The sequence below is a fragment of the Pseudomonadota bacterium genome (genome assembly GCA_027624955.1).
In the GTDB taxonomy this organism is placed as follows: domain Bacteria; phylum Pseudomonadota; class Alphaproteobacteria; order UBA828; family UBA828; genus PTKB01.
In genome coordinates this window covers 60,203-80,424 of record JAQBTG010000006.1, presented here as the reverse complement: position 1 = coordinate 80,424, position 20,222 = coordinate 60,203, and the positions used below count along the sequence as shown (strand labels likewise).

Below are 20,222 nucleotides of genomic sequence, written 5' to 3'. Positions count from 1 at the left end.
GTCCAATTTTCAAGATACCAGAGCTGCCGCGCTCTCACCCGCGACGCGGCCCAGCATCACCGCCGTCAGCAAACCATTGCCGGAGGAATAGCCCCATACCTCGGGACCGGAGACACCGCAAGCCGCGCCGCCGCCGGCAAAGAGATTGGGCAATGCGTTCCCGTCCCGGCGCAGCACCCGCGCCAATGTGTCGATAGCGAGTCCGCCCTGGGTATGAAAAAGCGAGGCCCCGACCCGCACCGCGTAATAAGGTGGCGCCAGCGCCGGTTTACCTTCGAAGTGCCGGCCAAAAAGATCGCGCCCTTCAATTTCTGCGTGGCGCTGCGTCTCCGCCAATGTCTCTGTAAGCGCGGCTTCAGGCAATCCGAGATTGGCAGCAAGTGCCGCCCCGCTCATTGCAGTTTTTACCGCGCCCGCCGCGTCGGCTTGACGATAGTCCTCGAATTCCATCGCCAGGGCATGGATGCATGAATCATAGATATCCCACACTGCCCCGCCAGGCTGGCCGAGGACATCGATCGAATGTTCGGAATAACCCCGGCTCTCATCGGCGAAACGCTTGCCCGCGCTATTGACCTGAATTCCACCTTCGCGCATCACCGCCCAGGTAATCAGGATGCCGTGCGGCACCGCCACTGAGGCGTGGCCCTGATAGGCGCCCATATGGCGAATTTCGGCACCGAGCTGTTCCCCCCATAGAACCGCATCACCGCGATTTCCGGCATGGCCGAAATATCCCGCGCCGGCCATTTCGGGGATATAGCGGCGCACCATGTCACGGTTTCCGCCGAAGCCGCTGCACGCCAGGATTAGCGCCTGGCACCCCACTCGCTCGGCGCTGCCGTCGGGCCGGCGAAAGCCAACGCCGCGCACCCGGCCATCCGCGTCGGCATATATTTCCTGCACTTCGGCGCCGCACAGGATATCGATTTCCGCTGCCCCGGCAGCGGCCAAGAGGCGCGCCATCAAGGCCGCGCCGGTGCGCTCCGGCACCGCATGCATACGCGCCCGCCGCTGGCCGGTGTAGAGGAAGCCTTCGATCAGGACGAAAGGAATGCCGTGCGTCGCGGCCAACCATTCGAGGGTCGGGCCTGAGCGTCGGCAACAGAGATCGATGATCGCGGGGTCGGCTAAGTTTCTGGCTTGCGCCTGGATGTCGCCGGCCATGAGCTCCACACTGTCTTTGACGCCGCGTTCGGCCTGCCAGCGCGTCGTGCAGGCCGGAATAAAGCCAGAGGAAAGCGCCGTGGAGCCAGCCGGCGGCGTGTCGCGCTCTAGCACCAGCACGCCAACGCCAGCATCCCGCAGAGTCAGTGCCGCGGTCAGTCCGCAGGCGCCACCGCCGATGATGACGACCGGAAATTCCGTCTCAAACGTTTCGCCCTCAGCCGGTTTCACATGCATTGTTATAGACCTTCACCAATCCTATGCTGCTGCACAAATCTGTATCATGGGAGAGAACCCTTGCGCTTCAAAGGAACCAAAACTTACGTCACTACCGAGGAATTGAACGCCGGCGTCAACGCCGCGATCACATTACAGCGGCCGCTGCTGGTCAAGGGCGAGCCGGGCACCGGCAAGACCATCCTCGCCGCCGAGATCGCCGCGGCGCTGAACGCGCCGCTTATCGAGTGGCATGTGAAATCGACTACCAAGGCACAGCACGGCCTTTATGAGTATGACGCGGTGGCGCGCTTGCGCGACGGCCAGCTTGGCGATGAGCGGGTGAAGCAGATTTCCAACTATATTTTGCCAGGTAAATTGTGGGAGGCGTTTGCGCTCGATCAACGGCCGGTCCTCTTGATTGATGAGATCGACAAGGCGGACATTGAATTTCCCAACGATCTTCTGCTCGAACTCGACCGCATGGAATTCCATGTCTATGAGACCAAGGAGACGATCCGCGCGGTGCATCGCCCTGTGATCATCATCACCTCCAACAATGAAAAAGAGCTGCCGGACGCCTTTCTCCGGCGCTGCTTCTTCCATTACATCCGCTTTCCGGACCGGGAAACTATGGAGCGCATCGTCGCCGTGCACCACCCCGACATCAAGAAACGTCTGGTCAGCGCGGCACTCGGACTGTTTTACGATATCCGCGAGGCGCCGGGGCTGAAGAAAAAACCGTCGACGTCCGAACTGCTGGATTGGTTGAAGCTGCTGATGGCCGAAGATATTTCGCCGGAAGATTTGCGCGCCACAGATTCGGCGCAAATCATTCCGCCGCTCTATGGCGCGTTGCTGAAATCGGAACAGGACGTGCAACTGTTCGAGCGACTGGCCTTCCTCAACCGGCGCGAACAACGCTGAGGTCAGCGCCTTGTTCCAAAATCTTTTCCGTGAGCTGAAACGGGTGCGGGTGCCGGTTACGCTGCCGGAATATCTCGACCTGATGGCGGCGATGGACAAGGGCCTTGCTGATTACAGCGTCGATCAATTCTATTATCTGTCGCGCGCACTTCTGGTGAAGGACGAGCGCCATCTCGACCGCTTTGACCAGGTGTTCGGCCAAGTGTTCAAGGGCCTCGAGCGCGTCTCGGCGGATGATGAAGAAGTAGAAATCCCGGCGGAATGGCTGAAGCGCCTGGCGGAGCTCAATTTGAGCGAAGAGGAAATGGCCAAGATCGAGGCGCTGGGTGGCTGGGAAAAACTGATGGAAACGCTGCGCGAACGCCTAGCCGAACAGGACGAACGCCATCAGGGCGGCAGCAAATGGATCGGCACCGCCGGCACTTCGCCGTTTGGCGCCTATGGCTACAATCCGGAAGGCGTGCGCATCGGCCAGCGCGAGGGCCGGCAGGGACGCGCGGTCAAAGTTTGGGACAAGCGCGAATTCCGCGATCTCGACGGCGAGGTCGAGCTCGGCACGCGCGGCATGAAAATTGCTCTTCGGCGTCTCCGCCGTTTCGCCCGCGAAGGCGCGCTCAGCGAACTCGACATCGACGACACGATAAAATCCACCGCGCGCAACGGCGGCTGGCTCGATCTCCGCATGGTGCCAGAGCGCCACAATGCGGCGAAAGTCCTCCTCCTGCTCGACGTTGGTGGCTCGATGAACGCCCATGTACAGGGCTGCGAGCAGCTGTTCTCGGCGGCGCGCAGCGAGTTCAAGCATCTCGAATATTATTACTTTCACAATTGTCTGTACGAAAGCGTGTGGCGCGACAATCGCCGCCGCCGGACCGAGCAAATCGATACCTGGGAGCTGATCAACAGCTACGATTCGGAATATAAAGTGGTGTTCGTCGGTGACGCCTTCATGAGCCCTTATGAAATTGTCTATCCCGGCGCCAGCGTCGAGCATTTCAATGAAGAACCCGGCGAGCTGTGGCTAAAGCAGATGCTGCGCGCCTATCCCAATGCGGTTTGGCTCAATCCGCTGCGGCAGCGCGGGTGGCACTCCAGCCAATCCATAAATATGATCCAGGAATTGATGGGAAACCGCATGTATCCGCTCACCCTGAATGGCCTTGAATCGGCCATGCGCGAGCTTGGAAAATAGGCTGTCCCGGTGCGAATAAATCTCGATTTTGAGCAACACCAATTGACCAGACGGAGACCGGCGTAATGACCGTAAATCAGAAGACGATGCTGTTGACCGGCGCCAGCCGGGGCATTGGACACGCCACGGTAAAGCTGTTTCATGAGCACGGCTGGCGTGTGTTGACAATTTCCCGCAACCCTTTCGATTTGAATTGTCCATGGCCAGGCGGCGCGGAGAATCACGTGCGAGCCGACCTCGCCGATCCCGAATCCTATCCACAGTTGATCGCAGAGCTGTCCTCCCGCATTGGCGACCATGGGCTTGACGCATTGGTAAACAATGCCGGCATATCGCCCAAAAAGCCGGACGGCGGTCGCCTGGGCGTGCTTGATTGCGACCATCAAATGTGGATCGATGTACTCAACGTCAATCTTGTCTCCATCGCCATGCTGGCGCGCGGGCTATTCCCTAAGCTGAAAATCTCGGGCGGCACCATTGTCAATGTCACGTCCATCGTTGGCTCTCGGGTACATCCGTTTGCCGGGGTCGCCTATGCCTGTTCCAAAGCCGGGCTGGCGGCACTGACACGCGAACTCGCGAAGGATTTCGGAGAGTTCGGTGTCCGGGTGAACGCCATTGCGCCGGGCGAGATTAAAACCTCGATCCTTTCAGCGGGCACCGAGGAACTTGTCGAGCGGAGAATTCCGATGGGCCGCCTTGGCGATCCCATGGAGGTCGCGGAAACGATCAAATTCCTGTGTTCGCCTGAATCGGCCTACATCAATGGCGCTGAAATTCATATCAATGGTGGTCAACATGTTTGAAAACGTTGAGGGCGAGCAATTCTACTAGCGCAGATAGTGACTTTTTCAGCGGCCCGCTAGCGTCGTGCCTGTGCCGCCTCGGCGACCGCGAGGATGCGGTACATCGAGCGCAGCACCGGCTTTTCGATCAGTTTGTTGTCGATGAGCACCAGGCCGGAATCGCCTTCTTCGAACGCTTTGATAACGCGGCGGGCATAATCGATCTGCGCTTCAGTGGGGCTGAAGGCCTCGTTCAGGGTGGCGATTTGCTTGGGGTGGATAGCGCCCTTACCCGTGAAGCCGAGGGCAGCACAGCGCTCTGCCTCCACGCGCAATCCCGCCATGTCTTCAAGATCGAGGAACGGCACATCGATTAAGTCCAGGCCGGCCCCCGCCGCTGCGTGCACCAATTGGGAGCGGGCGCGGAATAACGGCTCCCACACCGGCGCGACGCGCAATTCGGCGGCCATGTCGACGGCGCCGAACAGGAGAGAATCGATGCGCGGGCTGGATTTGGCGATGTCGTAACAGCGGTCGAGCCCGTCATTGGTTTCGATGATGACGTGAAAACGGATGGCAGCGCACTTTCCGATCAGTAGTTCGTCGAGTAGCTCTATTTCTTCCGCCGATTTGACCTTGGGCAACATGATCGCCAGCGGCGGCACATCGGCGGCAATGATCGCGCTCAAATCCATGAGGCCATCGGCGCTGCGCAGCGTATTAACGCGCACCACACATTCTACGCCGCCGATCTCCGGCAAATCCGCGAACAGGGCCAGGGTCTTATCGCGCGCTTCATCCTTGTGTTGCGGCGCGATTGCGTCTTCGAGATCAACAGTGACGATATCGGCGCCGGTGCGGAGCGCCTTCGGAAACATATCCGGCCGGTTGCCCGGCGTGAAAATCAGGCTGCGGCGCGGCTGAACCGAACCATCCGCCGTCACAGTGCCAGCACCTTGCCCGGATTCATCAGGTTTTGCGGATCCATCGAGCGCTTGATCAAGCGCATCACGTCCACCGAATCGCCGTGTTCGGCTTCCATGTAGCGGATCTTGCCGACGCCGATACCGTGCTCGCCGGTGCAGGTGCCGCCCATGGCGAGCGCGCGAGCGACCATATTGTCGTTGACCCGCTTGGCCCGATCGAGTTCGTCTTCATTGCCCGGCTCAAGCAGGAACCCGACATGAAAATTGCCGTCTCCGGCATGGCCGACGATGGGCGCCATCAGATCGCTTTCTTCGATTTCGCGCTTGGTCTCGAGCAGGCATTCGGCGAGCCGCGAGATCGGCACGCAAACATCGGTTGCCCAGACCATGCAGCCGGGCCGGAGCGCAAAGCAGGCATAAAGCACGTCATGGCGCGATTGCCAGAGGGCGTTGCGTTCCTCGGTGGTTGTTGTCCAGCGAAAATCAGAGCCGCCGTAGTCCGCTGCGATCTCGCCAACCATTTGGGCTTGCTCCTCGACGCCGCGCTCGGTGCCGTGAAATTCAAACAGCAGCGTGTGGTCAGGCGCGTAATCGAGCTTCGAATAGCGCATACAGGCATCCATCTGCACATCGTCGAGTAATTCCATGCGCGCCACCGGAATGCCTGACTGGATGGTCAGCATGACGGTGTTAACGGCGCCTTCCAGGGTCGGGAATGAGCACATCGCCGCCGAAATCGCCTCAGGAATTCCGTATAGCCGGAGCGTCACTTCGGTAATCACGCCGAGGGTGCCTTCCGAGCCGACCATGAGGCGCGTCAGATCATAGCCGGCGGCGGATTTGCGCGCCCGGCCGCCAGTCTTGATGATTTTGCCGTCAGGCAGAACCACGGTCAGGCCAAGCACGTTCTCGCGCAGCGTGCCGTAACGCACCGCATTGGTGCCCGAGGCGCGCGTCGCCGCCATGCCGCCCAAGGTCGCGTCAGCGCCGGGGTCGATCGGGAAGAACAGGCCGGTATCCTTGAGGTACTGGTTGAGCTGTTTGCGCGTCACGCCGGCCTGGACGGTACAGTCCAAATCCGCTTCGTTCACGCACACGACTTCGTTCATCTGGCTGAGATCGATGCATACACCACCATAAGGCGCGGTGACATTGCCCTCCACCGATGTGCCAACGCCGTATGGCACCATCGGCACGGCGTGGGCCGCACAAATGCTGACGATTGCGGACACTTCCTCGGTGCTGTGCGGAAACGCCACGGCGTCCGGTGGCTGCGGCGTATAGACGCCGCATTCGCCGTTGGCGTGCTGATCGCGCACGGCGGCTGAGGTGGTCAGGCGGTCACCGAGCAATTGCGAAAGCTCACTGATGGCGTTTTCACGCGGCAGGGACTGAGTTGCCATGATTTGTTTCCGTTAGGTTGCGGCTGCTAATTTCCGATCATACACCAACAGGGCCGGTTGGTAATTGCCTAGCTAGTCTTTGTCGAGCATGAGTCCGGCGGCGAGAAAGCCGCCATCAACCGCCATGATATGGCCGGTGATGTAGCGTGCCTCTTCGCTCGCCAGATAAAGCGCCGCTGAGGCGACCTCCGCGGGCGTGCCGTATCGGTCTTCGGGGATCGCCCGGGTGTAGACTTCACGCGTCTTGGCGGAATGCATCTTGGCGACCAATTCGGTATCGATCGCGCCCGGCGCCAATGCGTTTACGGTCACACCATGACTTGCCAATTCGACCGCCATCACCCGCGTCAGCGTCACCACGCCGCCTTTGGCAGCGCCGTACGCGGCGCGCCCGGTACCGCCGCGCATCGCCGCGGTCGAGGACAAGTTGACGATGCGGCCATAGCCGCCCTTGACCATCTCGCGCGCCGCCGCCTGGCCACACAAGAAAGTGCCGGTCAGGTCTACATCGATGATGCGCCGCCATTCCGCCTCCGTCGTGTCGAGGAAACCACGCTCGACGCCGATCCCTGCGCTGTGCACCAAGACGTGCAGGCCGCCGAGTTCGCTGTTTGTTTTGGCCACCGCTGCGTTGACCGACGCGGCGTCTACCACATCAAACGCAATGGCGATGGCTTTAGCGCCTGCCGAAACCAGCTCGGTGGCGACCGCCTCAGCGCCCTCCATGTTGATGTCAGCCACTGCCACAGCGGCACCCCTGGCCGCTAATTGCCGCGCCACCTCACGCCCGATACCGCTGGCGCCGCCGGTCACCAGCGCGACCCTTCCGGCAAAATCCATAACTGCAATCCGATCCGTTCAGTTTCGTCTCAGCGCGCCGCCGATGCTAAGCTCGCGTGGCCCGCGGAAAAAGAGGGAATTCAAGTGTGAGCATAGTAACAAAAAAACTTCGCGCGCTGATCGCCCGCGATGGGCTGGTGCCGATCGTCGGCGCCTATGATGCACTCTCCGCGCGCCTCGTCGAGCGCGCCGGTTTCGAGGTGATGCATGTCGGCGGCTATAACCTGTCGGCCTCTCATCTCGGACTGCCGGATGTTGGCTATTTAACGCTCAGCGAAACGGTGGATTTGGCCGGGCGCATTGCCGCCAACACCCAGCTCCCGGTGATCGCCGACGGCGATGACGGCTATGGCAATCATCTCAATGTCGGTCGTTTGATCGCTGAATTAGAGCGCGCTGGCCTTGCCGGGGTGCATATCGAGGACCAGGTGTTTCCCAAACGCTGCGGCCATATGGCGGGCAAACGTCTGGTTGCCGCCGCGGCGTTCGAACAGAAAATCAAAGCTGCGGTGGATGCGCGGCGCGACGGCGATTTCGTCATCATCGCCAGAACCGACGCCATCGCCGTTGAGGGCTTCGAGCAGGCGATCGAGCGCGCCAATATCTACGCCGAAGCCGGCGCAGATGTGGTCTTTGTAGAGGCCCCCGAAAGCGAGCAACAGGCCGCTGCCGTGCCGCGCGCGGTAGCGCGGCCGGCGCTCTACAACTGGTGCTACGGCGGCAAATCTCCCCTGCTGCCAGCCGACCGGGTCGCCGAGATGGGTTACAAGTTCATACTCTTTACAGATGCCCTCTACGCGGTTTCGAAAACCCTGATCGAGCTCTACGGCGAGATCAAGCAAAGCGGTACCTATCTCGGCTATGCCGATCGCATGCTGCCGTTCGACGAGTTCAATGAGTTGATGGATCTCGAGAAAGTCGTGGCGCTCGACGAAAAATACGGCGGTTAGACGTTCGGCGGATCGAATGGCCAGGCGCCCGGTTTTCTCGCTGCTTCTCGTTTTGGCCTCCGCAAATTCAAAGCGGAACAATAACCCGAGTGTGGTGTATTCTCGCCAGCAACCTTGGACAATCTGAACTATGCTCCGAGGCATAATAAAGGGGAGAAATTGGGCATGGCCAATCTAGCCAATTACGGAGACTATGACGCACTCGGGCTGGCGGAGCTGGTGCGCAAACGCGACATCAAGCCGAGCGAGCTGATGGAAGATGCGCTCGGCGCCATCGCGCAACTGAACCCCGAACTCAACTGCGTCGTCGGCGATCTCTCCGCACAGGCCGAGAGCGCCCTCACTGCCGGCCTGCCGAGCGGACCGTTCACCGGCGTGCCGTTCTTGATTAAAGAGATCGGCGTACAGGCTGCGGGCTCGCCATTTCGCATGGGCAGCAAACTTTGCGACGGCTTCGTGCCGCAAGCCGATACCGAACTGATGCGGCGCTTTCGCCTTGCTGGCCTGCTGACCATCGGAACCACACCGACGCCCGAATTCGGCTTCAATCCGACCTGCGAATCCTCCTTTCACGGTCCGACGCATAATCCCTGGGATCTGACGCGGAGCCCGGGCGGCTCCAGCGGCGGCGCCGCGGCCAGTGTGGCGGCGCGCATCTTACCGATGGCGCACGCCAACGACGGCGGTGGCTCGATCCGCATCCCAGCCGCGGCCTGCGGCCTGGTTGGCCTGAAACCGACACGAGGCCGCGTGCCTGCCGGGCCGGTTTCGGGGGAGCCGCTGAGCGGCCTGGCGATCGAGCTTTGCGTCAGCCGCAGTGTGCGCGACAGCGCCGCGCTGCTGGACGCGGTGGCGGGCGCCGATGTCGGCGCGCCAAATGTGATCGCCGCGCCGGCCCGCCCGTTTCTCGACGAAAGCTCTTTGCCACCCGGGCGCCTAAAAATCGCCTGGAGCGCCAAGGCGATAAATAGCGCACCAGTGGACGCGGAAGTGATAGCCGGCTTGGACAAATGCGTCAGCCTTCTAGAATCGCTCGGTCATGAACTGGTTGAAGATGCACCGGTGATCGATTGGCCAAGCTATTTCGACGCGCTGGTGGTGATCTGGTCGGCCAATCTCGCCTGGGCAATCGATCTCATGGGAAAAATCATGAATCGCGTTCCCGGCCCGGACAATTTGCAACACGTCACCGAAGCGATTTATCGCCATGGTCTGAGCATCTCAGCGACCGAGTTTCTCGCCGCCCAGGCCGCTTTCAACCAGGCCAACCGTGCGGCGTCAGCGCCGTTTGAAAAATATGATGTGCTGCTGTCGCCGACTCTCGCTCAGCCTCCGATCAAGCTTGGCACTCTCGATCAAAATGCCAAGGGCGTGGACAGCGCGGAATGGACACGCCGCGTCTTCGAATGGTGTGCGTTTACGCCGCTGTTCAATTCCACCGGACACCCGGCTGTCTCGCTGCCGCTGCATTGGACGACAGGCGGCTTGCCGGTCGGTATGCAGTTCGCCGGGCGCATGAATGATGAGGCCACTCTGATACGCCTCGCGGCGCAGCTCGAAGAAGCGCAACCCTGGGCGGCCCGGCGGCCACCGGTTTGCTACGCCGGATAAATTCTCAAACAAAGGAAAGACGATGACGGAAATCAAACGCGATCTCGTAGGCTATGGCGGTAAGCCGCCGACCAAACCTTTCTCAAACGGCGCCCGGCTCGCCGTCTCCATCGTCGTCAATTACGAGGAGGGGTCGGAATATTCCCACGCCATGGGCGACAACCGCCAGGATACGATGTTCGACTGGGGTGCCTATCCAACGCCGCCGGAAATTCGCAATCTGGCGGCGGAATCGGTGGCCGAATATGGCGCGCGGGTCGGCGTTTGGCGGATACTCGACGTGCTCCAGGCGGCCGAGGTGAAATCAACCTTCTTCGCCTGCGCTGTCGCCTTCGAGCATAATCCTGACGTCGCCAAGGCGGCGGTCGTCGGAGGCCATGAGATTTGCAGCCATGGCAACCGCTGGGAGGAAGTGTTCACGCTTAGTGAAGAGGAAGAGCGCGAGCATATGCGCATGGCGATCGAATCCTTCGAGCGCACCTGCGGCAAACGCCCGGTGGGCTGGTATTGCCGCTATGGCCCGAGCGTGCGCACACGCCGGCTGGTGGTCGAAGAGGGCGGCTTTATCTATGATTCCGACGCCTATAACGACGATTCGCCCTATTTCGTCGACGTCGACGGCACCCGCCATCTGGTCGTGCCATATGTCTCAGACGCCAATGATTTCAACTTTTGGCTGGCGCCCGGCTTCGTCACGGCGGGCGATTTCGACACTTATTTGCGCGACAGCTTCGACACCCTCTATGCCGAGGCAGCGAACTACCCGCGCATGATGTCAATCGGCCTCCACCCCCGCATCATCGGCCGCCCCGGCAAGATCGCCGGCCTCTCTCGCTTCATCGACTACGCCAAGAGCCATGACGACGTGTGGTTCGCCACCCGCGAGGAAATCGCGAGGGAGTGGTTGGAGATGCATGGGTAGGTGAGCAGACACCGGCAACCGCTTTGGGTCTGGCCTGAGAGGGTGTGCGATACTACAGTTGAGATAGAAACGTGGAACGGAGAAAAATTCCGACACGCAATAAACGAAATTCGAGTCAAACAATAATAGGGAGAACTATCATGAAGAGACTCACATCTTTGGCCATGGCCGGGCTGCTTGCGCTCGGCATTGCCGGGTTGGCGGGCTCGTCCGACCAAGCCCGCGCGGAAGACCCAATTGTTATCGGCGCCGCGATCGCGCTCAGTGGCTTCGTTCAGCCCTATGACGACGGCCCGCTCAAGGGTGCGCAGCTCGCCATCGCCGATATCAACGCCAAGGGCGGCGTGTTGGGCCGGCAGCTTTCCATCGTCACCGCCGACACCAAATCCGATCCGGCGCAAGGCACAAATGCCGCCATCGAAGTGCTGGAGCAAGGCGCTGAAATGGTCATCGTGACTTGCGATTTCGATTTCGGCGCGGCCGCGGCATTGCAGGCTTCGGCGATGGGCAAAGTCACGTTCTCGTCTTGTGCGGGTGATCCGAAATTCGGCGTCCAAGGCATCGGCCCGCTGGCCTATACCATGGCGCTCGGCACCCCGGCGCAGGGCGCCACGCTCGCGGAATGGGCGTTTAAGGAAAAAGGCTGGCGCAAGGTCTATGTCGAAATGGATTCGATGGTCGAATATTTCAAATCGCTCTGTGCCAATTTCAAAGTTCGTTGGGAAGAGCTCGGCGGCGAGATCGTCGGCGAGGACGTTTATAACTTCGCCGAGGTTAAAACCTTCGAGGGCCAGGTCACCCGCATGAAGGCCAGCGACACCGCAGACTTCGTGTTCCTCTGCGCCGCAACATTCGACGGCCCGGCGCTGATCAAGCAGGCCCGCGCGGCCGGCGTCAACACGCCCATCCTCGCCTCCGAATCCATGGACGGCGCGTTTTGGCTGGAAGCGGTGCCGAATTTGAGCGAATTCTATCTCGGCGTCTACGGTTCCATGTTCGGCAACGATCCGGACCCGAAGATTAATAAATATGTCGCTGACTTTACGGCGATGCATGGCGCGGCGCCGATTACTGCGCATTCGCTGACCGGCTATAGCCTGATCGAGGCCTGGGCGATGGCGGCGGAACGGGCCGGCTCGCTCGATCCCGATGCGATCCGCCAGGAGCTCGACAAATTCAGCAATGAAAACTTGCTGATCGGTGCGACAAGCTTCTCGCCGGACCTGCATATCAACCTCTATCGTGGTTTACAGATTATGGAAGTGCAGAACGGCAAACATGCGCCGATCACGCGCTACACCGCCGAGAAAGTACCGCCGATTACGTTCTGATACGGGAACATATCGGTGCTAATTCAAGGGGCCCTCGTGGTGTGTCATCACGCACGCTGCGGGGGCCTTTACTTATCTGCACGCTGTAGGTCCCGAACTTGATAATCCTTCAATATGTGATCGATGCGCTGAGCGTCGGCGGGCTTTATGCCCTCGCGGCGCTCGGCATCGGCCTCATCTTCGGCATCATGCGGCTGGTCAATTTCGCCCATGGCGATCTTTTGATGATGGGCGCCTATGCGATGTTCATGTTGGCCGCCGCAGCGTGGCCGCTCACCATCCTCGGCGGTGTCGTTATCGCTATCCTGGTCGCCCTGGCCACTGAGAGAATCGCCTTTCGACCGTTGCGCACGGCGGATCCGTCCGTGTTGCTCGCGGCATCCTTTGCGGTGAGCTTTTTCCTGCAAAATTTCGTTTTGATGGTGATGGGCGGGCGCGCGCTGGGCGTCGATATCGTGCCCGTACTCAATCACCATATTGTCTGGGGGACGCTCAGCATTTCGCTGCTCAACCTTTTTACAATTGGGCTTTCCTTCGTGCTCATGGCGGCGCTCACGCTGTTCCTGAAGCGCACAAAGATCGGCGTGAACATGCGCGCCGCCTCCGAAGATGTCCGTATGGCACGGATGATGGGGGTGCGGGTCAATCTGGTGATTGCCGCGGCGTTTGCTATCAGCGGCCTGTTGGCCGGCGCGGCGGCGATCGTGGTGCTCGGCAAAACCGGCCTCGTGCTGCCGGCGATGGGGTTGCGCTTAACTTTGGTCGCTTTTGTCGCCACGGTGTGCGGTGGCATGGGTAGCCTGACCGGCGCGGTAATTGGCGGATACGCCGTGGGCATATTGGAAGTGGTGTTGGGCGGACTGTTGCCACTGGCACTGCTTAACTACCGTGAAGCCTTCATTTTTGCCGTGGTGCTGCTGTTCCTGATGTACCGCCCCGGCGGCATCATCAAGGTCGCCGCACTTCAGGAACGCGTTTGATGACGCATGGCCAACGCGGCACCGGCGCATTGGCTCAGCTTTGGCCGGTGCTCTCGCTGATTCTCATTCTCGCTGTCATTGTCGCCTTCTCGCATTTGGGGCCGCTCTCCTTCGAACGCATGGTGACCAAAGCCTTGATCATGATGACGGTGGTCGTTGGTCTCTATATTTTCGTTGGCAATTCGGGTGTGCTGTCGTTCGGCCATTCCACTTTCATGATCGTCTCAGCCTATATGTCCGCCTGGCTCACCATGACGGTGATCCGTAAAAAAATTATGCTGCCCAATATCTGGGAAGGCTTCGGCCTGATGGAGATGCACGTCTTGCCGGGCGCGTTGCTGGCAGGGCTACTTTCCGCCGTGCTCGCGTTGATTGTCGGCGCGCCGTTGATGCGCCTCTCCGGCATCGCCGCCGCGATCGGCACGTTTGCCGTCTTCACCATCATTACGGTGGTTTACAATCAATGGGATTCATTCACCAAGGGCGCCAGCACGCTGATCGGCCTGCCCACCTATGTCGATCTGTGGACAGCGTTCGGTTTCGTTGCCGGCGCGTTGTTGATCGCTTTCGCGTATGACCGTTCAAAATTCGGTCTGCAGCTGCGTGCCTCTCGCGAAGACATGGTCGCAGCCAGGGCGGCCGGCGTGAACATCACCTTCCAGCGCCTTATCGCCTTTGTTGTCAGCGCGTTCGTGACCGGCATCGGCGGCGTGCTCTATGTCCATTTCACCGCAACCATCACCCAGGCCAATTTGCTCTACCTCAACCTGACCTTCATCACCATCGTGATGCTGCTGGTCGGCGGCATGCGCTCGCTTACCGGCGCCGTGGTCGGCGTTGTCGCCATCTCGTTCGTCAGCGAGGGTTTAAGGCAAATTGAAAAGCCGGTCGGCGTATCGGGGCTCGGTGAATTAGGCTTGGCCGCTTTCATGCTGCTGGTTTTAGCCGTGCGCCCGAACGGCATCGCGGGCAAGTGGGAATTTTCCATGCCCGCTTTCCTACGCCACCGCGCCGGCGCGCCTTAGTGCTCGTCGGCCAGCATTACTTCCTTCACCTTGGTCGCCAACTGACTCAGACTGAACGGCTTGGGTAGAAAGTTGACCTTGCTGTCGACTTTCGAGCGGAACGCGTCTTCGGCATAGCCGGAGATATAGATAACCTTGATATTGGGGCGCCGAGCCTCGACCTCCTTGGTCAGCGTCGGGCCATCCATGCGCGGCATGACGACATCAGTGACCAGCAAGTCGATCGGCTGCTCAGAGGCTTCCATGAGCTCCAATGCGGTTTCGCCGCTATCTGCTTCGAGCACGGTATAGCCTTTGTTGCGAAGCGCACGAGCGCCGAACATGCGCACCGCATCTTCGTCTTCCACCAAAAGAATTGTCCCCTGGCCAGTTAGGTCCTGGATCCGCGGGGTTTCGTTTGACCGCTCCGTCGTTAGCTTTTTGCCTTGATCGGTAGCATGTTGCGGTAGAAAAATATTGAAATTGGCCCCCTGGTCCGGCTCGCTATCGACGAACACATATCCGCCAAACTGTTTGACGATGCCGTACACTGTGGAGAGGCCAAGGCCAGTGCCGGCGCCGCCTTCCTTGGTGGTATAGAACGGCTCAAAAATCTTGCCGGCATGCTCCTTTGGGATGCCCACGCCGGTGTCACTCACCTCGATCAGGACATAATCTCCACGCGGCAGGAGATCATGCCCCATGCGGACCGACTCGACCTGCGCGATATTGCTGGTGCGGATGGTCAATGTGCCACCGCCCTTCATTGCATCCCGCGCATTCACCGCGAGATTGATGATGATCTGTTCAAATTGTCCCTGATCAGCTTTGACGTAAGCCACATCGCGGCCATGGATCATCTTCATTTCGATCGTCTCGCCGATCAGGCGGCGCAGGAGATTGGTCAAATCGGCGAGCATATCTGTGATCGAGAGAACTTCGGGCTTCAGGGTTTGTTGGCGCGAAAAGGCCAGCAATTGGCGAACCAAATTCGCCGCGCGGTTGGAGTTTTGCTTGATTTGCATGATATCGGAGAAAGAATGATCGCCGGCCTGATGGCGCATCAAAAGCAAATCGCAAAATCCGATGATCGCGGTCAGTAAATTATTGAAATCATGTGCGATGCCGCCAGCGAGCTGGCCGACGGCCTGCATCTTTTGGGCCTGGGAAAATTGCAATTCGAGGTTTTTTTGATCCGTCGTATCGACCGCGTGAACGATGATTTCGGATTGGTCCCCTGCCGCTTTCTCGATTCGGCTGGCAAACAGCGCGGCGACTCGCCCGCCTTTGCCTTCGATATGAACTTCGAGCGGCAGATCGACAGGTTGGTCGGCCAGAATCGCTTCGAGCGCCTGCTCGACTCCGGGGCGCTCCGCCGCGGCGATGAACTCGACGATCTTCCTGCCGCTCGAACTGCCGGGCGGCACATTTACCAGACGCTCCAACGCCTCATTATATTCCACGAGCGCGCCGTCACGGTCGAGAACCCCAATGCCGATCGGCACGCCGTCAAAAAGGTGATGGAACTGCTGTGTCAATTCGGCCGGCACAACCACTTCAAACACTTTGGCCAAATTAACGATACCCAGCACAGTAGCGATCTCCGCCGGTTGCTGGGCAGTGCCGATGGTACCAACGGGGTGCCACTCATGGACTTTCGCCGCAACGGGCGACGCGCCGCCGCCCGGCAAGGTCAGCATAATTTCCCGGTCGCCCTCGGCAGCGCCGTTGACCAGCGCCCGGCCGGGCTGCCACCCGTCCCCATTACCGCAAATATAGGGCGTCAAACCATCGCATTCGGCGACCAATTCGCTGGGTTCTTTGCCGAAGGCACGCGCCAATGTTTCATTGACGTAGATCAGCCGGCCGTCGCCCGTAGCTGCATAGGCGCCTGACGGCGTGCCGTCCAACAGTGCCGCAAGCAAACTTTCACGCGAATTTTCTGACGGTGTATTGAATGGCGTGGCGCCGTCGGCGGCTGGCAACGGCAGGACAGTGCCACCGGCAAGTTGGGAAAATTTCGCGTCGTGGCGCACATGCCGGAACAAAACGAAGCCCGTCACACTACACAGCAGGATGAGGCCAGGCCATAACGCTGCCCCGGCCGGCGGCACCAGTGCGGCGATGACCAATGCCGCCGCACCCAGGGCCGCACCCAAACCAAAAACCCAAGTCATCGCGCCATACCGAACTCAATTCCTATCATGCTTGGGACCCATCTTGCCTCAGTTTTCCCTTAAGACGCCAGACATAGCCGATCACCTCGGCAACCGCTTTATAATGATCGAGAGGGATTTCCCGATCGAGCTCGCCGGTGGCGTAGAGCGCGCGCGTTAATGGTGGATTGCGCACGATCGGCACGTTGCTTTCCTCGGCAATTTCGCGCATGCGCTTGGCCACTAAATCAGCACCTTTCGCGACTAGCACCGGCGCATTCATGTTGTTGGAATCGTATTTTAGGGCGACGGCAAAATGTGTCGGATTGGTTATTACCACATCAGCGTTGGGCACGGCAGACATCATGCGGGTGCGCGACCGCTCCTGACGGAGCTGGCGGATTTTTCCTTTGATCGCTGGATCTCCTTCGGCCTGTTTGTACTCGTCCTTGATCTCCTGGCGGGACATCCGCATCTGCTTCATGAACTCGAAACGCTGATAGAGATAATCGAGGCCGGCAATAAGCGCCAAGATTGAACACACACCGACCAGCAGGCGAAGAACCAAATCATGAATTCGCTCAATAAATTGCAGGGTCGACACGCTGGTCAGCAGCTCCAAGCCGTCCATTTCGGGCATAATCGTGGCCACGCCGACCGCACCGACGATCACCAGCTTGGCAACGCCTTTAGCGAACTCGGTGAACGAGCGCATCGAGAACATGCGCTTGAGCCCTTTGAGCGGCGAGATTTTTTTTAACTCCGGTTTCATCGATTCGGCAGAGACATTAAACCCGCGCTGTACCAGCCCGGCCGCTAGAGCGGCGACCACGAAAATCCCGAGTGGCGCAGCCAGGGCACCCAGCATACTGGTACCCACTTTCGCGAGCCCACCTGGCGCTTCGGCATCACCGATCTTCATCAAATGTGGCTCAGCGATAAACGGCCGCATTGAGGTTGTGATGTCTCCCATAACGCCCGGCAGAACCACGGCCACGACGATCGCCGCCGCCACCAGCATGAACAGATTGGTGATCTCGCGCGAGTTGACGCCCTGGCCTTTTTTACGCGCGTCGTCGAGTTTCTTTAAAGTTGGGTCTTCTGTTTTTTGTGATTGGTCTTGTTCATCGGCCATGCCTCACCCTCCACTGAGAATGACAGTGAACGGTCGGACAAAGCGGTCCAGATACCATGTCATCATGGCACCGAGGGACATCGCGAAGACGGCGAAACCGAGCATGATTTGTAGCGGCATGCCAACGAAGAACACATGCATCTGCGGCATCAGCCGTGCCATCAGGCCGAGCCCAACCTGGAAGATAAGCGCGAACAGGAGAACAGGCGCGGAGAGCTGAAGCGCCAGTTCAACGCCATCGCCGACCAAGCGCGTGGCCATATGGGCGAAATCATCTGTCGGCGGCGTGGCGCCGGAGGGAAACACCTCATAGCTGCGGATTAAGGCGCCGAGCATCATATGGTGCAGGTTGGTGATAAAAATTAGCAACACGCCCATGATGCCGAGAAAATTACCCGTGAGCGTACCTTGCGTTCCCTGGGTGGGATCGAAGACCTGCGCCGCAGCCAAATTGGTCGCCTGGGCGACTAGAAAGCCGGTGGTTTGCAGAACAACCAACATAAGACGTCCCGCGGCGCCAAGAAACAGCCCGACGACGATCTCGCCGATGAGCATGATAAAGAGCGCCAGAATTCCACTCGGCATGGCCGGTAGGCCGGCACTCACCAGCGGTGTGACCACGAAAGAAATTGCGAGCGCGAGGAGCAAGCGAAATCGCGGCGAAACATATGTTTCACCGAATCCGGGAAGCAGCATCATGCCCGCACCGATGCGCGAAAATACCAAGAAAAAGGCGAAAAGCTCGCCCTGGAGAAAGCCGCTCAGCATAGCGCCCGCCGCATCAACCGACGGTGGCGATTCTTTCGAACAGCCCTTGCGTAAGGGTCGTGAGAGTCGAGATCATGAAGGGCAACAAAACCAAAACGGCAAGAAAGATGACGACGATTTTGGGTACGAAAGTGAGCGTCATCTCCTGGATTTGTGTCAGCGCCTGAAACAAGGCGACGAGCAGGCCGACGACGAGGGCGATCGCCATCACAGGACCGCCCATCTTGAGCAACGCATAGATGGCCTCGCGGCCGACATCGATTACGTCGGTGGTGTTCACGGTGGATAACCCGCCGTCAGATGGGCATGCGCAGGATATCTTGGTATGCAGGAACCACCTTGTCGCGCACCGCGATCACCGCCTGCATCGTAATTTCCGCGCTGGTCACGGCTGTGACCACCGAGCCCAGGTCGCCCGGATTTACCAGCGCTTGGGCGCTGACCATCTCGCTGGTGCGAGTTGTCGCCGCCGCCTCGTTCACGGCCGACTTCACCAGATTGGAAAAATCTCCACCAGCGGAACCCGCGCCTTCGCTGGAAGCCGCGTTCGTCGCGGAACTGTTGCCGAGTTGGCGCGACGCATAGGCCGCAGCGGCGTTCGCTATCTTAATATCCATGTCCAAGCTGCCTCCTTGATCTGAAGTTCATTGGCGCCGGGGTGGCCGGGATCGTATTTACGGCCGAAATCGGATTGGTCGAATGTGATGCGGTCAACATTGACCCGGGGCACGCCAAGCTCGCGGTCCAGCTCATTGCTGAAGGTGATCAACTTGCGGCGATAGGGTTCGTCGTCCGGCGAATTCGCGCTGGCGCCGGCATTGGCCAGGTTTTCAGCCACGATCCGCATGCGCTCGCCCTGCACATGCATGCCGGACGCGGAAGTGAGGAGAATTTTCGTCAGATCCATTGGCTATCCGTTTCGTTGATTGGCCGCCTTCTAACGCGGCGGATTGAGGGCGGCGCGAATGAGCGCCAGATGCTTACGGTACAGATTGGTGGTCAGCTGATAATCCATCGAGGTTTGCGCGACCTTCATCATTTCCTGCTCAACCACGACATCGTTGCCGGTCATAGATTTTTGCCGGCTGTCTGTCTCGGCTTTGAGTTTGAATTTGGTGGTGCTTCCAGCCGTGCCGCCGGATAGGTGCCCGGAGCGGGTCGCGCGCGCGGCCATTCGCCCCGCGCCGGCGCGGACCATGGTCTCGAAGGTGAGGGGGTTGAGGTCCTGGGCCTTGTAGCCTGGGGTGTTGGCATTCGCCACATTATGGGCGAGCAGCTGCTGGCGCTGCGAGAGCCACTCCATTCGTTGGCCCATCATGCGAAACAGGGGGATATCGTTGAGATTCATTCTCGCTCGACCGCTGACCTTGCTGTGCCGAGCGAGTATGAATTCAGTTCGTTAACATTCCGTAAAACAAATTGCTCTTAATCAGCAATCTAACTGCCGTGTTAGAGCAGCGCGTGCCGCGCTCGGGCGCCGCGTTCGATCGCGGCTGAATGGAGCCGGTCCAATTCCAGGCGATTGCGCAGCATCTGCAACAGGCGCAATTCCTCTTGCGAAAGCTTGCCGTCAGCCACGGCGACATCACAAGCCAACGCGTAGGCCGTCTCATACAGTTTTTTTGGCAGGCCCTTTTTGACCATGATCAACAAATTGTCGAGGCCGTCCTCGGCCTGCAGATATTCCGCGCATTCGGCTGCTGCGCTCGGCAGCAAATCGACGTCGTAATCGCGGAAAATGGGAAGCCGCTGAACTTCCTCGCCAATTGCCATGATTTCGGCATCGGTCATTTCACGGTCCGCAGCCGAAACCATTACCATGGTGTAAATCAACGCCTTGTGGTGGCTGATCGGCCCCGATTCTGTCGTGCTGCTCGCCATACCATCCTCTTTTCTGGGTAGTCCGCGC

21 protein-coding genes are annotated in these 20,222 nt (G+C 59.5%); 9 read left to right on the top strand and 12 right to left on the bottom strand.

What is annotated here, in order from left to right; translation table 11 throughout:
* Positions 1 to 9: 9 nt before the first annotated feature.
* Complete coding sequence (locus O3A94_03990) at positions 10 to 1,404, bottom strand: FAD-dependent oxidoreductase (GenBank protein ID MDA1355413.1); 1,395 nt, start codon at positions 1,402 to 1,404, stop codon at positions 10 to 12.
* A 60-nt stretch (positions 1,405 to 1,464) separates the two neighbouring features.
* Between O3A94_03990 and O3A94_03985 the strand changes: the two genes are divergently transcribed.
* The 3 genes from O3A94_03985 to O3A94_03975 all read left to right on the top strand — a co-directional run bounded on the left by O3A94_03985 (position 1,465) and on the right by O3A94_03975 (position 4,308).
* Positions 1,465 to 2,310 carry a MoxR family ATPase gene (locus O3A94_03985; protein MDA1355412.1) on the top strand — a complete coding sequence of 282 codons (846 nt, stop codon included), beginning with the start codon at positions 1,465 to 1,467 and terminating at the stop codon, positions 2,308 to 2,310.
* A 10-nt stretch (positions 2,311 to 2,320) separates the two neighbouring features.
* Entirely contained in the window at positions 2,321 to 3,502 is a 1,182-nt protein-coding gene (locus tag O3A94_03980) for a VWA domain-containing protein (GenBank protein MDA1355411.1), read from the top strand.
* 65 nt (positions 3,503 to 3,567) lie between these two features.
* Positions 3,568 to 4,308 carry an SDR family NAD(P)-dependent oxidoreductase gene (locus O3A94_03975; GenBank protein MDA1355410.1) on the top strand — a complete coding sequence of 247 codons (741 nt, stop codon included), beginning with the start codon at positions 3,568 to 3,570 and terminating at the stop codon, positions 4,306 to 4,308.
* A 56-nt stretch (positions 4,309 to 4,364) separates the two neighbouring features.
* Here the strand turns inward: O3A94_03975 and O3A94_03970 are convergent, their stop codons facing one another.
* The 3 genes from O3A94_03970 to O3A94_03960 all read right to left on the bottom strand — a co-directional run bounded on the left by O3A94_03970 (position 4,365) and on the right by O3A94_03960 (position 7,456).
* Positions 4,365 to 5,231, bottom strand: coding sequence for a CoA ester lyase (locus tag O3A94_03970; protein MDA1355409.1), 867 nt, complete (start codon positions 5,229 to 5,231; stop codon positions 4,365 to 4,367).
* On the bottom strand, positions 5,228 to 6,616 hold the full coding sequence (locus O3A94_03965) for an FAD-binding protein (GenBank protein ID MDA1355408.1): 1,389 nt from the start codon (positions 6,614 to 6,616) through the stop codon (positions 5,228 to 5,230). The genes O3A94_03970 and O3A94_03965 overlap by 4 nt, the downstream gene beginning before the upstream one ends.
* Before the next feature lie 72 nt (positions 6,617 to 6,688).
* On the bottom strand, positions 6,689 to 7,456 hold the full coding sequence (locus O3A94_03960; GenBank protein ID MDA1355407.1) for an SDR family NAD(P)-dependent oxidoreductase: 768 nt from the start codon (positions 7,454 to 7,456) through the stop codon (positions 6,689 to 6,691).
* Between the two features lie 86 nt (positions 7,457 to 7,542).
* Here O3A94_03960 and O3A94_03955 point away from each other — a divergent pair, with 86 nt between their 5' ends.
* The 6 genes from O3A94_03955 (at position 7,543) to O3A94_03930 (ending at position 14,275) form a co-directional block, all read left to right on the top strand.
* Positions 7,543 to 8,406 (top strand): oxaloacetate decarboxylase, encoded by an 864-nt coding sequence (locus tag O3A94_03955; protein ID MDA1355406.1) that lies wholly within the window; start codon positions 7,543 to 7,545, stop codon positions 8,404 to 8,406.
* Between the two features lie 165 nt (positions 8,407 to 8,571).
* Positions 8,572 to 10,017 (top strand): amidase family protein, encoded by a 1,446-nt coding sequence (locus O3A94_03950; protein MDA1355405.1) that lies wholly within the window; start codon positions 8,572 to 8,574, stop codon positions 10,015 to 10,017.
* 22 nt (positions 10,018 to 10,039) lie between these two features.
* Positions 10,040 to 10,939, top strand: a complete 900-nt coding sequence (locus O3A94_03945) for a polysaccharide deacetylase family protein (GenBank protein MDA1355404.1) — start codon at positions 10,040 to 10,042, stop codon at positions 10,937 to 10,939.
* Between the two features lie 140 nt (positions 10,940 to 11,079).
* Complete coding sequence (locus O3A94_03940; GenBank protein MDA1355403.1) at positions 11,080 to 12,270, top strand: ABC transporter substrate-binding protein; 1,191 nt, start codon at positions 11,080 to 11,082, stop codon at positions 12,268 to 12,270.
* A 98-nt stretch (positions 12,271 to 12,368) separates the two neighbouring features.
* Positions 12,369 to 13,250: a branched-chain amino acid ABC transporter permease gene (locus tag O3A94_03935; protein MDA1355402.1), complete on the top strand. Its 882-nt coding sequence runs from the start codon at positions 12,369 to 12,371 to the stop codon at positions 13,248 to 13,250.
* Positions 13,250 to 14,275, top strand: a complete 1,026-nt coding sequence (locus O3A94_03930; GenBank protein ID MDA1355401.1) for a branched-chain amino acid ABC transporter permease — start codon at positions 13,250 to 13,252, stop codon at positions 14,273 to 14,275. Before O3A94_03935 ends, O3A94_03930 begins: the two co-directional genes overlap by 1 nt.
* Here O3A94_03930 and O3A94_03925 read toward each other — a convergent pair.
* The 8 genes from O3A94_03925 to O3A94_03890 all read right to left on the bottom strand — a co-directional run bounded on the left by O3A94_03925 (position 14,272) and on the right by O3A94_03890 (position 20,194).
* The gene (locus tag O3A94_03925; GenBank protein ID MDA1355400.1) at positions 14,272 to 16,431 is read right to left on the bottom strand and encodes an ATP-binding protein; all 2,160 of its coding nucleotides are present in this window, start codon (positions 16,429 to 16,431) and stop codon (positions 14,272 to 14,274) included. The two genes, O3A94_03930 and O3A94_03925, sit on opposite strands and share 4 nt — an antisense overlap.
* Before the next feature lie 25 nt (positions 16,432 to 16,456).
* Complete coding sequence (gene flhB / locus O3A94_03920; GenBank protein MDA1355399.1) at positions 16,457 to 17,545, bottom strand: flagellar biosynthesis protein FlhB; 1,089 nt, start codon at positions 17,543 to 17,545, stop codon at positions 16,457 to 16,459.
* 3 nt (positions 17,546 to 17,548) lie between these two features.
* Positions 17,549 to 18,313 (bottom strand): flagellar biosynthetic protein FliR, encoded by a 765-nt coding sequence (gene fliR / locus O3A94_03915; GenBank protein ID MDA1355398.1) that lies wholly within the window; start codon positions 18,311 to 18,313, stop codon positions 17,549 to 17,551.
* A gap of 13 nt (positions 18,314 to 18,326) precedes the next feature.
* Positions 18,327 to 18,593, bottom strand: coding sequence for a flagellar biosynthesis protein FliQ (fliQ, locus tag O3A94_03910; protein ID MDA1355397.1), 267 nt, complete (start codon positions 18,591 to 18,593; stop codon positions 18,327 to 18,329).
* A gap of 16 nt (positions 18,594 to 18,609) precedes the next feature.
* Positions 18,610 to 18,930 (bottom strand): flagellar hook-basal body complex protein FliE, encoded by a 321-nt coding sequence (fliE, locus tag O3A94_03905; GenBank protein MDA1355396.1) that lies wholly within the window; start codon positions 18,928 to 18,930, stop codon positions 18,610 to 18,612.
* Positions 18,915 to 19,220 (bottom strand): hypothetical protein, encoded by a 306-nt coding sequence (locus O3A94_03900; protein ID MDA1355395.1) that lies wholly within the window; start codon positions 19,218 to 19,220, stop codon positions 18,915 to 18,917. The genes fliE and O3A94_03900 overlap by 16 nt, the downstream gene beginning before the upstream one ends.
* A 30-nt stretch (positions 19,221 to 19,250) precedes the next feature.
* Positions 19,251 to 19,661: a flagellar basal body rod protein FlgB gene (gene flgB, locus O3A94_03895; GenBank protein MDA1355394.1), complete on the bottom strand. Its 411-nt coding sequence runs from the start codon at positions 19,659 to 19,661 to the stop codon at positions 19,251 to 19,253.
* Between the two features lie 101 nt (positions 19,662 to 19,762).
* Positions 19,763 to 20,194 carry a tellurite resistance TerB family protein gene (locus O3A94_03890; GenBank protein ID MDA1355393.1) on the bottom strand — a complete coding sequence of 144 codons (432 nt, stop codon included), beginning with the start codon at positions 20,192 to 20,194 and terminating at the stop codon, positions 19,763 to 19,765.
* Positions 20,195 to 20,222 lie beyond the last annotated feature (28 nt).

What these genes read in the sequence shown, in the direction of transcription:
- O3A94_03990 (MDA1355413.1), bottom strand. Translation starts at nt 1,404, where the DNA reads ATGCATGTGAAACCGGCTGAGGGCGAAACGTTTGAGACGGAATTTCCG.
- O3A94_03975 (MDA1355410.1), top strand. Translation starts at nt 3,568, where the DNA reads ATGACCGTAAATCAGAAGACGATGCTGTTGACCGGCGCCAGCCGGGGC.
- O3A94_03965 (MDA1355408.1), bottom strand. Translation starts at nt 6,616, where the DNA reads ATGGCAACTCAGTCCCTGCCGCGTGAAAACGCCATCAGTGAGCTTTCG.
- O3A94_03960 (MDA1355407.1), bottom strand. Translation starts at nt 7,456, where the DNA reads ATGGATTTTGCCGGAAGGGTCGCGCTGGTGACCGGCGGCGCCAGCGGT.
- O3A94_03950 (MDA1355405.1), top strand. Translation starts at nt 8,572, where the DNA reads ATGGCCAATCTAGCCAATTACGGAGACTATGACGCACTCGGGCTGGCG.
- O3A94_03945 (MDA1355404.1), top strand. Translation starts at nt 10,040, where the DNA reads ATGACGGAAATCAAACGCGATCTCGTAGGCTATGGCGGTAAGCCGCCG.
- O3A94_03940 (MDA1355403.1), top strand. Translation starts at nt 11,080, where the DNA reads ATGAAGAGACTCACATCTTTGGCCATGGCCGGGCTGCTTGCGCTCGGC.
- O3A94_03930 (MDA1355401.1), top strand. Translation starts at nt 13,250, where the DNA reads ATGACGCATGGCCAACGCGGCACCGGCGCATTGGCTCAGCTTTGGCCG.
- O3A94_03925 (MDA1355400.1), bottom strand. Translation starts at nt 16,431, where the DNA reads ATGACTTGGGTTTTTGGTTTGGGTGCGGCCCTGGGTGCGGCGGCATTG.
- flhB (MDA1355399.1), bottom strand. Translation starts at nt 17,545, where the DNA reads ATGGCCGATGAACAAGACCAATCACAAAAAACAGAAGACCCAACTTTA.
- fliR (MDA1355398.1), bottom strand. Translation starts at nt 18,313, where the DNA reads ATGCTGAGCGGCTTTCTCCAGGGCGAGCTTTTCGCCTTTTTCTTGGTA.
- fliE (MDA1355396.1), bottom strand. Translation starts at nt 18,930, where the DNA reads ATGGATATTAAGATAGCGAACGCCGCTGCGGCCTATGCGTCGCGCCAA.
- O3A94_03900 (MDA1355395.1), bottom strand. Translation starts at nt 19,220, where the DNA reads ATGGATCTGACGAAAATTCTCCTCACTTCCGCGTCCGGCATGCATGTG.
- flgB (MDA1355394.1), bottom strand. Translation starts at nt 19,661, where the DNA reads ATGAATCTCAACGATATCCCCCTGTTTCGCATGATGGGCCAACGAATG.
- O3A94_03890 (MDA1355393.1), bottom strand. Translation starts at nt 20,194, where the DNA reads ATGGCGAGCAGCACGACAGAATCGGGGCCGATCAGCCACCACAAGGCG.